This window comes from Azospirillum humicireducens (genome assembly GCF_001639105.2).
Classification (GTDB): Bacteria; Pseudomonadota; Alphaproteobacteria; order Azospirillales; family Azospirillaceae; genus Azospirillum; species Azospirillum humicireducens.
The window spans coordinates 14,669-29,646 of record NZ_CP028906.1; the positions used below are offsets into that span (position 1 = coordinate 14,669).

Below are 14,978 nucleotides of genomic sequence, written 5' to 3' on the forward strand. Positions count from 1 at the left end.
CCTCAGAACCGATGGGGCCGGCCTGACAAGCGCTTAGATTGACGACTGTTTTCGACGATGCTTATCTGTGATGACCGAGCCGAGTCCGTTCCCATGCCGATGCTCCCGCGGTCCCGAACCGCCTACTCTCCTCCGGACCAGCCGGGCGACGGCGTCGCGTCCGGGGCCTCCCCGGCCGACCGGCTGACGGCGCGCATCCAGGAGCTGGAAGCCGAGCTTCGGGAACTCCAGCATCGCGCCAAGAACAGCCTGCAGTTGGTGATCAGCCTGCTGAAGCTCCAGGCCGGCCGCATCCGCGACCCCGATGCCCGCGCCGCCTACGAGCAGACCATGGTCCGCATCGAGGCGCTGGCGATCCTCTATCGCCAACTGCACGAGAGCGGCGCCGGCACCCATGTCGATCTCGGCCGCTACGTCACCGCCCTGTGCGAAGCGGTGCGCGAAGGCACGCCGGGCGCCCTGTCCCGCGTACCGGTGACAGTGGACTCAGACTCCATCCAGATCGGCCTGTACGAGGCGATGCCGCTCGGCCTGATCATCGCGGAGCTGGTGACCAGTTGCCTGCACCACGCCTTCCCCGACGACGGCTGGATCCGCATCACCGTGCGCCAGCAGGGCGGCAGCGGCCGCGCCCGCCTGACGGTGGAGGACAACGGCCGCGCCCTGCCGGCCGGCTTCGACACCACCGCCGAGGACGGGCTGATGCTGGCCGAGGCGCTGGCCGGCCAGCTGGGCGACACGCTGTCCACCGACAGCGACGCCGCCGGCACCACCGCCAGCGTCAGCTTCCCGGTCTGATCCTTCTGTCTGCCCGCTTTCAGTGGCGGTGCCCGTCGCCGTCATGGTGCTCGTGAGGATGTTCCGGCTCAGGGGCCGGCGCCAGCGTGCCGGCGAACCAGCCTCGGATGGCCCGGACCGGATCGGTCTCCGTCGTCGTCACCGGTTCGATGCCGCGGCGCTTCATGTGCGCGACGAATCCGGCGCCGGACGATCCGGTGACGACCACCCGCACGGCGTCGATCGGGTGGGGCCGGCCGTCGCCGCAGAGATGCAGGACCTCCTCCTCCGCCAGTTCGATCCGGCCGGTCTCGACCGGGTCGGTCCCGGCCTCCACCTCATAGACCAGGAAGCGGCGGGTGCGGCCGCCATGGGTGGCGATGGTCTCGAAATCCTTGGTACCGACGGCGATCTTCATGGCATGCGGTTCCCTTGCGATGGTGCCCGGCGACCGCTCGGTCCTGCCATGCTTCCGCTTGCCGCGCACTGAGGAAGCTCAATCGGCGGCTACGCCCGGCCCGATACCCGACCGCCTTGCTTGACTTTCAGCACCGATTTTGTACTATATCCCCGCCTGCTCCGCCGGAGAGGCCTGGGCTCGCCGTTCCGGGAGTCCCGTATCCGTCATATCGCTTTGCACGAGGATGTGACATGAGCACCGCCATCGCCCTCCGTTCGCCCGATTCCGGCGAATCGCTGTCCCGCTACATCAACGACACGCACCGTTACCCGGTCCTGACGGCCGAGGACGAGTACATGCTGGCCAAGGCCTGGACCGAGCATGGCGACGTCGATGCGGCCCACAAGCTGGTCACCAGCCATCTCCGTCTCGTCGTCAAGATCGCCGGCGGCTATCGCGGCTACGGCCTGCCGCTGTCCGACCTGATCGCCGAGGGCAATCTCGGCCTGATGACCGCCGTCAAGAAATTCGAGCCGGAACGCGGCTTCCGCCTGTCCACCTACGCGATGTGGTGGATCAAGGCCTCGATCCAGGATTACATCCTGCGGTCCTGGAGCCTCGTGAAGATCGGCACCACCGCCGCGCAGAAGAAGCTGTTCTTCAGCCTCGGCCGCCTGAAGCGGAAGCTGGGCGAATACGGCAGCGGCGACCTGCAGCCCGACAGCGTGTCCCGCATCGCCACCGACCTGTCGGTGCCGGAGGACGATGTCGTCGCCATGAACCGCCGCCTGTCGGCGCCCATGGCCTCGCTGAACGCCCCGATGAGCGCCGACGGCGATTCGGGCGAATGGCAGGATCTGCTGGCCGACGAACGGCCGTCGGTCGAGGAGTCGCTGGTCGAACGCGGCGAGGCCCGCCAGCGCAGCGCCCTGCTGCACCAGGCGATGAGCGTGCTGAACGACCGCGAGCGCGACATCCTGACCTGCCGCCGCCTGTCGGACAGCCCGCTGACCCTGGAGGACCTGTCGATCCGCTATGGCGTCAGCCGCGAACGCATCCGCCAGATCGAGGAACGGGCCTTCGAGAAGGTCGCCCGCCAGACCCGCGTCCTGGCCGCCGCCGCGGCCTGAACGGGGCCGGCGCGCCCCTCGAAAGCCATGACCTCCTCTTGCAGGAAACCGCCCCTTGGCAACGAGGCGGCGGCTTTCGGCCCGACTGCGTGTCCGGCGGATCCTGCGCCAGGATATCCCGCGCCAGGAATCGGGGACGGCGCCGTGTAACCCCTCCATCGACGCCGGCGGTCTCCGCCGGCCATTGCGGAGGCGGCCATGTCGAAGACCATTTCCCGGACCTCGAAGATCGAGATCATCAAGGACGCCCTCACCCTGTATGAGGGCAACAAGATCAGCCGCTGGCAGGTGATCAACCGGCTGGTCCATCTCGGCATGTCCGCCGACGACGCCAACATCATCGCCGACCATGGCAGCATTCCGCCCCACATCCTGAGCGGGCTTGGGGTCCTGCGCAGATGACCGCACCCGCCGCCCCGGACCACACCGCCCTGGAGGATGCCATGGCGACGGCCCTGCGCCTGCACCGCACCGGGCGCTGGGCGCAGGCGGTCGCGGTCTATGACAGGCTGCTGGGCGATCCGCGGCTGGAACCCGCAAGGGCTGCGCACGCCTATGCCAACCGTGGGGCGGCGCTGCGCCGGCTCGGCCGGCCCGACGAGGCGGTGGCGTCCTGCATCGAGGCGGTGCTGCGCCGTCCCGATCTGGCGGAGGCCTATGCCAACATCGGCGCGATCCTGCAGGAGAACGGCCATCCCCTGGCGGCGCTCGATGCCTGCCGCCGGGCGGGCGCGCTGTCGCCTGGCCTCTACACCGGCTATCTGGCGATGGCCAATGCCCATCAGGACCGCGGCGACCATGCCCGCGCCCTGACGTTGCTGCAACGTGCCGCCACCCTCGCCCCGGCAATGCCCAGCGTGCGCTACAATCTGGCGGAGGCACTGCTGCTTCACGGCCGGTTCGCGGAGGGCTGGCAAGCCTACGAAGCGCGCTGGCAGGCGCAGGAGCTGGCCCTGACCCGGCCCGCCTGCCCCAAACCCGAATGGACCACACAGGACATCGCCGGCAAGACCCTGCTGGTGGTGGAAGAGCAGGGGTTCGGCGATACCCTGCAATTCATCCGCCTGATCCCGCTGGTGAAGGCGCGCGGCGCGCGGCGGGTGGTGGTGCGGTGCCGGGAGCCGCTGGCCCGGCTGCTGGCGGGGATGGAGGGCGTCGATGCGGTGGTGACAGCCCTGCCCCATCCGGACAGCTATGATTTCTGGGTTCCGCTGATGTCGCTGATGCAGCGGCTGGAGCTGGCGCCGGATCGCATTCCGGCAACAGCGTCCTATCTGCACCCGCCGCAGGAGGCGGTCGCCCATTGGGCCGGAACCTTGCCGGCAACGGAAGGGTTGAAGGTCGGTCTGGTCTGGGCCGGCGACCCGCGGCTGGGCCATGCCGCCGCCAGCCGCACCGATGCCCGCCGCAGCCTGCCCCTCGCCCGGCTGGCCCCGCTGCTGGCGGTGGAGGGCGTGTCCTGGGTCAGCCTGCAGAAAGGGCCTGCGGCGGCGCAGCTCGGACAGGTCAACGGCGCGGCCATCTTCGATCCGATGGCGGACGTCACCGACTTCGCCGACACCGCGGCCATCGTCCGGCAGCTCGACCTCGTGATCGGGGTGGACACCGCCGTCGTCCATCTCGCCGGAGCCTTGGGCGTGCCGGTGTGGGTGCTGTCGCGCTTCAGCGGCTGCTGGCGCTGGCAGCTCGACCGCGACGACAGCCCCTGGTATCCGACGCTGCGGCTGTTCCGGCAGGACCGCCCCGGCGATTGGGCGCCGGCGGTGGAGCGGGTGCGCGAAGAGCTGTTGCACGCGGTGCGGCTCTCTCGCCATGATCGCCGTCCGGCCTGACGCCGGAGAACCGCCGAGGAGACCAGGATGCCCAGCTATCCCGCCGCCTATCAGGCCAGCAAAGGATCCGCGCTCGACGTCGACCGCGCCTTTTACGGGCGCATCGGGGCGCAGACGGAAGGGCGGGAACTGGTGGACCAATTCGTGGTGCCGATCCGCTCCGGCCGCGCCTGGACCGTGCCGGCGGGCCATGTCTTCCGCATCGTCACCGTCGAGGGGCCGCAGGTCGCCGACCTGAACATCTGGAACCGCCACAACCCGCGCGAACGCTTCTGGGCCTCGCGCACGCGGCAGCTCCAGCAGGCGCATGTCAGCAATTTCGACCGGCTGTGGTCGACGCTGCCCTATCTGCGGCCGCTGGCGACCATCACCCACGACACGCTGGCCGATTACGGCATCGACGAGTATGGCGGCCGGGTCCACGACCTGCTGGGCACGCGCTGCGATCCCTACGTCAACCGCATGCTGACGGGCGAGGATTTCCACCACCACTGCCATTCCAACCTGACCCGCGCCGTCGCCCCCTATGGCCTGACCGAGTTCGACGTGCATGACGTGCTGAACGTCTTCCAGGTCACCGGGCTGAACGCCGAGGACAAGTATTTCATGAAGGCCTGCCCGGCCAAGACAGGCGACTTCCTGGAATTCTTCGCAGAGATCGACCTGCTCTGCGCCCTGTCGACCTGCCCCGGCGGCGATCTCAGCGTGCCGCTGTGGGGACCGGACGCCCGCGACCCGCTGGAGGTCTGCCGCCCGCTGGGCGTCGAGGTCTACCGTCTGGACCCGGCCCTTCTGGAGGGCTGGTCGTCACCGGAGGTCGCGGCCTACCGCGGCAACCACGGCATGACTCTGCCGACGCCGTCCTGGGAAAAGGACCCGGCCTGACCTGAGGGGGTTCGATGCCGACGATCCTGCTCACCGGCTTCGAGCCATTCGGCGGCGAGGCCGTCAACCCGTCCTGGGAAGCGGTGCGGCGGCTCGACGGCTGGGAGTGCCGCGGCCACCGCGTCGCGGCAAGGCTGATGCCCTGCGTGTTCGGCGCGTCGCTCGACGCGCTCGACCGCGCGGTGGCGGAGACGGACCCGGTGGCCCTGCTCGGCGTCGGGCAGGCGCAGAGCCGGGCGGAGCTGTCGCTGGAACGGGTGGCCGTCAACCTCGACGACGCCCGCATCCCCGACACTGCCGGCAACCGGCCGGTGGACGCGCCGGTGGTGGCGGGCGGCCCGGCCGCCTATTTCGCCAGCCTGCCGGTGAAGGCCATCGCCGCCGCCCTGCGCGATGCGGGCATCCCCGCCGGCCTGTCGCACAGCGCCGGCAGCTTCGTCTGCAACCACCTGTTCTACGGCGCCTGTCATCTGCGGGCTGTGCGGCGCCCGGCCCTGCGCGTCGGTTTCCTGCACATCCCGCTGGCCCCCGAGCAGGCGGTGCGCCACCCCGGCGTTCCGTCAATGGCGATCGAGCAGGTGGTCGCCGGCCTGCGCATTGCGGTGGAGACCATCCTGACGACAGCGGAGGACCGGCACGAGCCGGCGGGAACGCTGGAGTAGGACGCTACTTCACCTCGGTCAGCAGCCACTCCTTGAAGCGGCGGACGCGGCGTGCCCGCTCCGCACCCGGTGCGTGGGCGATCAGGTAGCAGCCGCGCGGGCGCAGGGTCTCCGGCATCGGCTGGACCAGCCGGCCCGATGCCACGTCGTCACCCACCAGGAAGACCGGCAGCAGCGCCACCCCCATGCCGGCCGACGCCGCTTCGATGATCATGAAGAAATGCTCGAAGGCCAATGACAGCGCGGCCTCCGGCACGGTCAGGCCGAAGGCGGAGAGATAGACGCGCCAGGAATCGGGCCGGGTGGTGTGCTGCAGCAGCCGGTGCTGCGCCAGATCGGCCGGCCGGCGCAGCGGCGGCCCCTGCTCCAGCAGCGAGGGCGCGCAGAAGACGCCCATCGTCTCCGGCATCAGCGTCGCCATTTCCGCCCCGGGCCAGTCCTCCACGCCATAGCGGATGGCGACGTCGATCCGCTCCTTGGCGAAATCGACGCGATGCTCGCCGATGCCGACCTCGACCTGGATGTCGGGATTTTCCGCCTGGAAGCGCTTCAGCCTCGGGATCAGCCAGCGCTGGGTCAGGGTGGGCAGCGCGCTGACCCGCAGAACCCCGCCATCCTGCGCGCGGGCCGCCCGCGCCGCCGCCGCGATGCGGTCGAGCGCCGCCGATGCCTCGCCATAGAAGGCGGCCCCGGTCGGCGTCAATTCGATGCCGCGGCCGACGCGGCGGATCAATTCCACACCCAGATCGGCCTGCAGGGTCTGCATCATGCGGCTGACGGCACCCTGTGTCACCGCCAGCTCGTCGGCCGCCTTGGTGAAGCTGAGATGGCGGGCCACCGCGACGAAGCTGCGGACGGCGTTGAGCGACGGCAGGACGCGGTCTGGCATGGGGCGAACCGACTCATGAGTTGAACTCATAAATCTCCGCCCGAGAACTCGTTTGTCAAGTCCGGAGGGATCGGGTCTGCTGGGAACACCAACAGCCAAGTGCCAACCGGTCCCGAAAGGCCATACCCCCATGACGACGCCGAAGACGACGCTGACGCCCTTCCACATCGCCTTCCCGGTCGACGATCTGGCCGCCGCCCGCCATTTCTACGGCACCGTGCTCGGTTGCCCTGAGGGGCGCAGCAGCGACGAGTGGATCGATTTCGACCTGTTCGGCCACCAGATCGTCGCCCATCTGAAGCCACGCGATCCCAGCGCCGCCCCGGCCCACCGCAATCCGGTCGACGGCCACGATGTGCCGGTGCCGCATTTCGGCGTCGTGCTGCAGCCCGCCGACTGGGACGCGCTGGCAGAAAAGCTGAAGGCGGCCGGGGTGAAGTTCGTGATCGAGCCCTACACCCGCTTCAAGGGCCAGGTGGGCGAACAATCCACCATGTTCTTCCTCGACCCCGCCGGCAATGCGCTGGAGTTCAAGGCCTTCGCCGACATGTCGCAGCTGTTCGCGAAATAGAGGGCGGAAGCAAAAGGGAAGACCCCTCCCCCGGGATGGCGGGGGAGGGGCAGGTGAGCGCAATGGACAGGCGGGTTACTGGTTCGCCGCAGCCGCGACCGCGCCGGCACCCGCCAACTCGCCGCCGATACCGTTGTTCAGCGCCCAGATTGCGGCCTGGGCGCNATCAGATAGCCGTCGGCACCCGCCTCCAGCGCATTGGCGAGGCGGCGGGTGCAGAGGTCGCTGGTCAGGATGACCATGCGGGTATCCGGCAGCAGGGCGCGCAGGCGGCGCATCCCTTCCGCCTCTTCGTCACCACCATTCTGCAGGTCGAGAAGGAGGAGCTGCGGCTTCAGACCATTCTCGACCGACCCCAGCGCCTCGCGCAGGTTTCCCGCCTCGGCCTGGATCTGGAAAGGCGAATCGTCGAGCAGGCGCTTCAGCCCCTCGCGAAACAGCTTGTTCGAATCGATGAGAAATGCACGCACTGTGTCCATTGTCCGCTCCCGCAATTCTGAACCGAGCATCATCAGGTGATGGCCGATGGTGTGGCCGATAGTGGCCTCTGCACGAAGGAAGATCCCGACGCATTGGCGACTGGCCGATTACCCCTCGACAGCTTCGGCAGGCCGTTATTTAGGGGGAGGTTACCCCCGTGTCGCGTCCTACGGTACCACTCTCCTGAGTTAAAAGAAGAACGCATTGGACATATGCGCAAAGCCCCGCCAAGATTTCAGTATCCAAAGATATCACAGCGGCGAACATTGAAACGCGCGAACGAATTAACTGTTTTGTTAACCACCACTTATTTGCGTATGGCCTCAGCCCCTAAGCGAGCTATGCCGCATTTTTCTCACGCGAAGTTGAAGTCATGGCTCCTGCCGTGGTGATGCCAACAGATAATCCGAATGGAGCCCCCCACCATTCGATATAAGGACCACTCCGGCCATGGTCGTACGGCTTGACCGGGAGCGGCCGCGCGTGCGTTTTTCCATGTGGCCGCCCCGACAGCGGGGATGGGCTGAGAACGCGCTGTGCGGGGTCGGGACTGGAATGGGCTGGCAGATCATCGCCGCCGCGGTGGCGGGCTATCTGGCACTTCTGGGGCGCAGCGCCTGGAAACAGGGGGAGTTCCGCCAGTTCCTGCGCAGCCTCGCCATCGTCGCCGTCCTCTGCGCCCTGCTGGCCGGCACGGTCGCGGTGGCGATGATGCTGGATCGGACATAGACGCGGGCGGCGCGCCCTCCGGGCACAGTCGACCCCATGCAAACGAAAAGGGCGCCGGCGGTCTCCCGCCGACGCCCTTGTCCTTCGCCCGCAGCCGGGTCAGCTGAGCGGGATCGCCACGAAGCGCAGGTCGCCCTTGCGGTCGACCAGGAGCAGGACGGACTTCTTGCTCTGCTCCTTTGCCTTCTGGACCTTGGCGGTGACGTCCTCCGGCTTGCGGACCTCTTCCTGCCCGACCTCCAGGATGACGTCGCCGGCGCGCAGACCCTTCTCCGCGGCGGTGGAACTGCCGGCAACCTCGGTGATGACCACGCCCTTCAGGTCGGGCTTGATCTCGAACTGCTGGCGCAGTTCCGGGGTGATGACGGTCAGCTTCATGCCGAGCGATTCGGTCGGCTTCTGGGCCGGGGCCTTGTCCTTCGGCTGCTGCTTCTCGTCCGGGTTGGCGGCGAGCAGGCCCTGCTCCTCCGCGGCTTCCAGCTCGCCGACCTTGACCTGCACGGTCTGGGCCTTGCCCTTGCGCCAGACCTCGACCGGGACGGCGCGGTCGATGGAGGTTTCGGCGACGACGCGCGGCAGGCGCCGCATCTCGTCGATCTCCTTGCCGTCGAACTTCGTCACCACATCGCCGGCCTGGATGCCGGCCTTGGCGGCCGGACCATCCGGGGTGACGGAGGCGACCAGCGCACCCTTGTGGCCGGGCAGGCCAAGGCTCTCGGCGATCTCCGGCGTCACCGCCTGGATGCGCACGCCCAGCCAGCCGCGGCGGGTCTTGCCGAACTCCTTCAACTGCGCCACCACCTGCTTGGCCAGGTTGGACGGAATGGCGAAGCTGGCGCGGGGCAGGCCGGCATCCTCCGNGCACCCAATCGCCGACGCGCATGGCGTCGCTGTCGCCGAAGGGAACGGCGACCAGCGGGTGGCTGGTCTTGATCTTCAAAAGCGCGAGGTCGGTCTTGCTGTCCTTGCCGACCACCTCCGCCTTGATGTTGGTGTCGTCCTGCAGGATGACGGTGATCTCGTCGGCGTCCTGAACGACATGGTTGTTGGTGACAACATAGCCGTTCTTGGCGTCGATGATGAAGCCGGAGCCCAGCGAGGTCGCCTTGCGCTGCGGCTGGTCCTGCTGCTGCTGGCGGTCGAAGAAGTCCCGGAAGAACTCCTCGAAGGGCGAGCCCGGCGGGAATTGCGGGATCTCCGGCCGCGGCCCCTGCGGACGCTGCGGCGCGCTCTGGCTGGTGGAGATGTTGACGACCGCCGGCAGCAGTTTTTCCGCCAGATCGGCGAAGCTGCCGGGTGCGTTGCGGTTGGGCGTCGCCGCCTGGGCCTGGGCCGGCGCGGCGGTGAAGGCGCCGACGACGGCGCCGCCGCCGATGACCGATGCCATGCCCCAGACGATGGCGGCGACCAGCGGCCGGACGCCCGCCTTACGCGGCTGGGCCCCTGCCACGGCGCCCCGCGCGGCGGGTTCGAATTTGGGTGTGCGAATCAACGTGCTCTCCCTACCAGACGTCCGGCCGGTTCCATGGACGGGAGCGGCCGCCCAGTTCTGGGCCGTATATGTGTTGGTCCAAGAGTATGGCCGCAAGATGGCGCGCCGGTCCAGTCGGCACCAGCGGAAATCACGGGGCCCCTCATTCTTTTGAATCCCGTGGCACCCCTTCCGCCCCACAAAGCAACGGCCGGATCGGGGGACCCCCCGACCCGGCCGCCTGCTGCTCGAATGCGGACCTTCGGCCTTATACCAGCGGTCATTGAACGCACTGTGTCCATTGTCCGCTCCCGCAATNGCAGTCTGGGGAGCGCCCCCCGCCTGCGGACCCGGACCGGCGAAATAGCGGAAGAACTCGCCGTTCGGCGACAGCACCATGGTGGTGTCGTTGCCGTTCAGCGACTTCCGGTAGGCTTCCAGCGAGCGGTAGAAACCATAGAAGCCGGGATCCTGCGACGTCGCCTCGGCGATCAGCTTCAGCGCGGTGTTGTCGCCTTCGCCCCGCAGGATCTGCGCGTCGCGCTGGGCCTCGGCGATGATGACCGTGCGTTCGCGCTCGGCGCGGGACTTGATCTGCTGCGACTGCTCCTGGCCCTGGGCGCGCGCCTCGGACGCCTCGCGCTCGCGCTCGGAGCGCATGCGGGCGAAGATCGACTGGCTGGTCTCCTCCGGCAGGTCGGCACGGCGGATGCGAACGTCGACGATCTCGATGCCGAAGCGCTTGGCCTCGTCGTTCACCTGCCCCTTGATGTCGGTCATGATGCGGGCGCGCTCGTCCGACAGGACGGCCAGCACCGTGACGTTGCCGAGAACGCGGCGCAGCGCCGAGTTGACGATGGAGTTCAGGCGCGTTTCGGCCACCGCCTCGGTCCCGGCGGTCTGGTAGAAGCGCAACGGGTCCTGGATGCGGTAGCGGGCGAAGGCGTCGACGTCCAGGCGCTTCTGATCGGCCAGGATCACCTGCTCCACCGGCGGATCGAGGTCGAGCACCCGGCGGTCGAGAAGCCGGACCTCCTGGATGAAGGGGATCTTGGCCTGCAGACCGGGCTCCTGGATCATCCGGCGCGGTTCGCCGAACTGCAGGACGATCGCCTGCTGGGCCTCGTTGACGGTGAACAGGGACGACGACGCGATGATGCCGAGGGCGACGATGCCGATGCCGGCGATGGCGAGGGTGCGGTTCATGATGCGATCCTCCTCACTGGCCGGACAGTTGCTGGGATTGCGGCAGCGACGACAGCGGCTGTGGCTGCGTCTGCGTGCCGGGCCGCGGCCCGCCCTGGTTGCCGCCGGAACTGGCCGGCGGAGCCTGGCGCGGTGCCTGCTGCGGGAGCGGCGTGGCGTTCGGAGCGAGCTGGTTCAGCGGGAGGTAGGGCACGACGTTCTGCGCCGCCCCGTCCACGATGATCTTGTTCCGGCCGCGGAGGATCTCCTCCATCGTCTCCAGATACATGCGCCGGGCGGTGACGTCCTTGTTCAGCGCATAGGCCTCGTACACCTTGCGGAAGCGCTCGGCGTCACCCTGCGCCAGGCTGACCACCTGCTCGCGATAGGCCGACGCCTCCTGCACCAGACGCTCAGCCTCGCCTCTCGCACGCGGGATGATGTCGTTGCGGTAGGCCTCCGCCTCGTTGCGGGCGCGTTCGCGGTCGGCACGGGCGCGCTGCACGTCGTTGAACGCGTCGATGACCGGCTGCGGCGGATCGGCCTTCTGCAGCTGGACCTGGGTGATCTCGATGCCCGCCTGATATTCGTCCAGCATGGTCTGCAGGAGCTGGCGGGTCGAGGTTTCGATCTGCTGGCGGGCCTCGGTCAGGGCCGGCTGCAGGTCGGTGCGGCCGATGACCTCGCGCATCGCGCTTTCGGCGGCCTTCTTCACCGTCACTTCCGGCTCGCGGATCTTGAACAGGAAGTTGCCGGCGTCCTTGATGACCCAGAACACCGTGAAGTCGATGTCGACGATGTTCTCGTCGCCGGTCAGCATCAACGACTCGTCCGGCACGTCGCGGTCGTTGCGCCCGCCGGCCGCGGAGGAGCGGTAGCCGACCTCGATCCGGTTGACGCGCGTGACCTTCGGCAGCAGCACCGTCTCGATCGGCGACGGCAGGCGGTAGCGCAGGCCGGGCTGTTCGGTGCGGGTCCATTCGCCGAAGCGCAGGACCACGCCCTGCTCGTCGGCCTCGACGCGGTAGATGCCGCTGGCGAGCCAGATCAGCCCCAGGACGCCCACGACCAGGGCCACGCCCCGCCCGCTGCCGAAGCCGCCGGGCATGGCGCGGCGCAGGCGGTCCTGGCTCCGGCGCAGGAGATCCTCAAGGTCGGGAGGCTGCGGGCCGCCGCCACCGCCGCCATTTCCCCCGCCCTGGGGCCGGCCCCACGGGTTGCCGGGACCGTTGTTGCCCGGCGGGGGACCCCAGGGGCCGCCACCGCCGCCCCCACCTTGATTGTTCCACGGCATCCGAGTGAGTCCCCCTTACTTTGCGATTCGTCCCATGATGTGGAAGCGCACTGGCATGGCCCCGCGCCTCCCTTTACCGATGTCCTCCGTCGGTCCTATAGTCCCCCATACCCTTCGGCAAGGATTCCACCAACGGATATCCGCCAATATCGGGAAGATAGCGGAGTTTTCAACCATGGCGCAGATCAGCGAAGCTCAAGTCATGCAGGCGCTGAAGTCCGTCGTCGACCCGGACCGGGGCGGCGACATCGTCAGCTTGGGCATGCTGTCGGGCCTCGTGGTGCGTGACGGCCATGTCGCCTTCTCCATCGAAGTCGACCCCAAGCGCGGCGCCCAGGCGGAGCCGCTGCGCCACGCCGCCGAAAAGGCGGTGGACGCCCTGCCCGGCGTGCTGTCGGTCACCGCCGTGCTGACCGCCCACCGCGCAGCGCCCCAGGCCGCACCGCAGCAGGGCCATTCGCACGGCGGGCATTCGCACGGGCATTCCCATGGCGCTGCACCGCAGGGCGACCCGCAGAAGCCGCTGGTTCCCGGCGTGAAGGCCATCGTCGCCGTCGCCTCGGGCAAGGGCGGCGTCGGCAAATCGACCACCTCGGCCAACCTCGCGCTGGCGCTGGCCGCCAACGGGCTGAAGGTCGGGCTGCTCGACGCCGACATCTACGGCCCGTCGATGCCGCGCATGATGGGCATCGCCGGCCGCCCCAACAGCCCCGACGGCAAGCGCCTGGAGCCGATGGAGAATTACGGCGTCAAGGTGATGTCCATGGGCTTCCTGGTGGCCGAGGACACGCCGATGATCTGGCGCGGCCCGATGGTGATGAGCGCGCTGCAGCAGATGCTGCGCGACGTCAATTGGGGCACGCTCGACATCCTGGTGGTGGACATGCCGCCGGGCACCGGCGACGCCCAGCTGACCATGGCCCAGCAGGTGCCGCTGGCCGGCGCGGTGATCGTCTCCACCCCGCAGGACATCGCGTTGCTGGACGCCCGCAAGGGGCTGAACATGTTCCGCCGCGTCGATGTGCCGGTGTTGGGCATCATCGAGAACATGAGCTATTTCTGCTGCCCCAACTGCGGCCACCGCACCGACATCTTCAGCCACGGCGGCGCCCGCAAGGAAGCCGACGATCTGGGCATGGAATTCCTGGGCGAGATCCCGCTGCACCTGTCGATCCGCGAGACCTCCGACCAGGGCCAGCCGATCGTGGTGTCGCAGCCGGAGTCCGAGCACGCCCAGTCCTACCGCCGCATCGCCACCCGCCTGTGGGAAAAGATCGGCGGCGGCACCGGCGGGCGCGCCGCGCCGCGCATCGTGGTGCAGTGAGGGGTGAGGGGGGCTAACTCCGGCCCCCCTCACCCATACCGACGCAGCGCCTCCACCGTCAGCCCCAGGCCGACGGAGCCGAAGATGTTGCCTTCCACCACCCGCGCGTCCGGCGCCTCGGCCAGGATCGCCGCGCGCACCTGCGGCAGCAGGGTGGAGCCGCCGGTGAGGAACACCGCGTCGATGCGGTCGGCGGTCACGCCCGCGTCGGCCAGACAGTCGCGGATGCGGCTTCCGATCCGCGCCGCCAGCGATCCGGTGGCGCGGTTCAGCGCCTCCCGGTCCACCGCCAGGGAGAGATCGCCGTCGCCCCAGTCCAGCGCCAGCTCCGTCGCTTCATGGTCGGACAGGGCGATCTTCGTGCGCTCGACCGCCATCGCCAGCGCGTGGCCTTGGCGGTGCTCGACGACGCCGATCAGGCGCTCGATCTTCCCCGGCTCGGCGGAATCGCGCTGCAGCCGCTCCAGCTCGGCCATCGCCTTGGCGGTGTAAAGGAAGTTGATCTTCGACCAGGTCGCCAGATCGAAATAGATGCTGCGCGGGGCCAGCAGCCCGGCGCGCTTCATGGCGCTGCCCATCCCCAGCTCCGGCATCGCGGTGGCGAGGCTGAGATCGCGGTCGAAGTCGGTGCCGCCGACCCGGATGCCGTCGTTGGCCAGGATGTCGCCGGCCCGGTCGGCCTTGCCGCGCCGCTCCGGCCCGATGCGCACGACCGAGAAGTCCGACGTGCCGCCGCCGATGTCGGCGATCAGCGCCAGTTCCTCCCCCGCCACCTGCTGCTCGTAATCGAGCGCGGCGGCAATGGGTTCGAACTGGAAGGAGACGTTGCGGAAGCCGGCGGCCCGCGCGATCTGGCCGAGCGTCTCCTCCGCCGCGGCATCGCCGGCCGGGTCGCCGTCGACGAAATGGACCGGGCGCCCGACCACCACATCGCCCAGCTCTCCGCCCAGCGCCTGCTCGGCCCGCGCCTTCACCAGATCGAGGAAGGTGCCGATCACCGCGCGGAAGCTGATACGGCCCTTGCGCAGCGCCGTATCGGCGTCGATCAGGTCGGTGCCGAGCATCGACTTGATCGAGCGCATCAGCCGCCCTTCCACCCCCGACACATAGGCGTCGACGGCCTCCTGGCCGATGGTGGTCCGGTCATGCTCGAAATCGAAGAACACCGCCGTCGGCAGGGTGGTGCGCGCGCCGTCCAGCGCCAGAAGCCGGAAGCCGCCGACGTCCTGCACACCCAGCGTCGTGTTCGAGGTGCCGAAATCGAGTCCGCACGCCGTCATGTCCCGCCTCCTGCCCGGATGACCGCTGCGGCCACCTGCCGCACCGGAAAAGGGGCGAGCGTATAACGG

At 68.8% G+C, this 14,978-nt stretch carries 14 protein-coding genes and 3 pseudogenes; 9 read left to right on the forward strand and 8 right to left on the reverse strand.

Annotated features, from left to right (window positions below):
* Positions 1-93 precede the first annotated feature (93 nt).
* Complete coding sequence (locus A6A40_RS24515) at positions 94-798, forward strand: sensor histidine kinase (protein ID WP_108548508.1); 705 nt, start codon at positions 94-96, stop codon at positions 796-798.
* Between the two features lie 19 nt (positions 799-817).
* Here the strand turns inward: A6A40_RS24515 and A6A40_RS24520 are convergent, their stop codons facing one another.
* Positions 818-1,195 carry a NifB/NifX family molybdenum-iron cluster-binding protein gene (locus tag A6A40_RS24520; protein WP_108548509.1) on the reverse strand — a complete coding sequence of 126 codons (378 nt, stop codon included), beginning with the start codon at positions 1,193-1,195 and terminating at the stop codon, positions 818-820.
* 233 nt (positions 1,196-1,428) lie between these two features.
* On the opposite strand from A6A40_RS24520, the gene rpoH reads away from it, so the two are divergent.
* The 5 genes from rpoH (at position 1,429) to pcp (ending at position 5,686) form a co-directional block, all read left to right on the forward strand.
* Positions 1,429-2,307 (forward strand): RNA polymerase sigma factor RpoH, encoded by an 879-nt coding sequence (gene rpoH / locus A6A40_RS24525; protein ID WP_108548510.1) that lies wholly within the window; start codon positions 1,429-1,431, stop codon positions 2,305-2,307.
* Between the two features lie 198 nt (positions 2,308-2,505).
* The gene (locus A6A40_RS24530) at positions 2,506-2,709 is read left to right on the forward strand and encodes a hypothetical protein (RefSeq protein ID WP_108548511.1); all 204 of its coding nucleotides are present in this window, start codon (positions 2,506-2,508) and stop codon (positions 2,707-2,709) included.
* On the forward strand, positions 2,706-4,139 hold the full coding sequence (locus tag A6A40_RS24535) for a tetratricopeptide repeat protein (protein WP_108548512.1): 1,434 nt from the start codon (positions 2,706-2,708) through the stop codon (positions 4,137-4,139). The genes A6A40_RS24530 and A6A40_RS24535 overlap by 4 nt, the downstream gene beginning before the upstream one ends.
* Positions 4,140-4,166: 27 nt before the next feature.
* Positions 4,167-5,024 (forward strand): urea carboxylase-associated family protein, encoded by an 858-nt coding sequence (locus A6A40_RS24540; RefSeq protein ID WP_108548513.1) that lies wholly within the window; start codon positions 4,167-4,169, stop codon positions 5,022-5,024.
* Between the two features lie 14 nt (positions 5,025-5,038).
* A complete protein-coding gene (gene pcp, locus A6A40_RS24545; RefSeq protein ID WP_108548514.1) occupies positions 5,039-5,686 on the forward strand; it encodes a pyroglutamyl-peptidase I in 648 nt (215 codons plus the stop codon).
* Positions 5,687-5,690: 4 nt separating this feature from the next.
* Here the strand turns inward: pcp and A6A40_RS24550 are convergent, their stop codons facing one another.
* Positions 5,691-6,575, reverse strand: coding sequence for a LysR substrate-binding domain-containing protein (locus tag A6A40_RS24550; RefSeq protein ID WP_108548515.1), 885 nt, complete (start codon positions 6,573-6,575; stop codon positions 5,691-5,693).
* 130 nt (positions 6,576-6,705) lie between these two features.
* Between A6A40_RS24550 and A6A40_RS24555 the strand changes: the two genes are divergently transcribed.
* Positions 6,706-7,146 carry a VOC family protein gene (locus A6A40_RS24555; protein WP_108548516.1) on the forward strand — a complete coding sequence of 147 codons (441 nt, stop codon included), beginning with the start codon at positions 6,706-6,708 and terminating at the stop codon, positions 7,144-7,146.
* A gap of 165 nt (positions 7,147-7,311) precedes the next feature.
* Here the strand turns inward: A6A40_RS24555 and A6A40_RS24560 are convergent.
* A pseudogene (locus A6A40_RS24560) lies at positions 7,312-7,658 on the reverse strand (response regulator); the annotation flags it as partial.
* Between the two features lie 523 nt (positions 7,659-8,181).
* Between A6A40_RS24560 and A6A40_RS31025 the strand changes: the two are divergent.
* Positions 8,182-8,355, forward strand: coding sequence for a hypothetical protein (locus tag A6A40_RS31025; protein ID WP_167562529.1), 174 nt, complete (start codon positions 8,182-8,184; stop codon positions 8,353-8,355).
* A 99-nt stretch (positions 8,356-8,454) separates the two neighbouring features.
* Here A6A40_RS31025 and A6A40_RS31730 read toward each other — a convergent pair whose 3' ends face one another.
* The 4 genes and pseudogenes from A6A40_RS31730 to hflK all read right to left on the reverse strand — a co-directional run bounded on the left by A6A40_RS31730 (position 8,455) and on the right by hflK (position 12,305).
* Entirely contained in the window at positions 8,455-9,156 is a 702-nt protein-coding gene (locus tag A6A40_RS31730; protein WP_335645210.1) for a PDZ domain-containing protein, read from the reverse strand.
* Between the two features lie 60 nt (positions 9,157-9,216).
* Positions 9,217-9,742: pseudogene (locus A6A40_RS31735) on the reverse strand (trypsin-like peptidase domain-containing protein); the annotation flags it as partial.
* A gap of 403 nt (positions 9,743-10,145) precedes the next feature.
* Positions 10,146-11,032: pseudogene (gene hflC / locus A6A40_RS24570) on the reverse strand (protease modulator HflC); the annotation flags it as partial.
* 13 nt (positions 11,033-11,045) lie between these two features.
* Positions 11,046-12,305 carry an FtsH protease activity modulator HflK gene (gene hflK / locus A6A40_RS24575; protein WP_108548517.1) on the reverse strand — a complete coding sequence of 420 codons (1,260 nt, stop codon included), beginning with the start codon at positions 12,303-12,305 and terminating at the stop codon, positions 11,046-11,048.
* A 175-nt stretch (positions 12,306-12,480) separates the two neighbouring features.
* Here hflK and apbC point away from each other — a divergent pair, with 175 nt between their 5' ends.
* Positions 12,481-13,629, forward strand: coding sequence for an iron-sulfur cluster carrier protein ApbC (apbC, locus tag A6A40_RS24580; RefSeq protein ID WP_108548518.1), 1,149 nt, complete (start codon positions 12,481-12,483; stop codon positions 13,627-13,629).
* Positions 13,630-13,658: 29 nt separating this feature from the next.
* On the opposite strand, the gene A6A40_RS24585 is transcribed toward apbC, so the two are convergent.
* Positions 13,659-14,909 (reverse strand): Hsp70 family protein, encoded by a 1,251-nt coding sequence (locus tag A6A40_RS24585; RefSeq protein WP_108548519.1) that lies wholly within the window; start codon positions 14,907-14,909, stop codon positions 13,659-13,661.
* Positions 14,910-14,978: the final 69 nt, after the last annotated feature.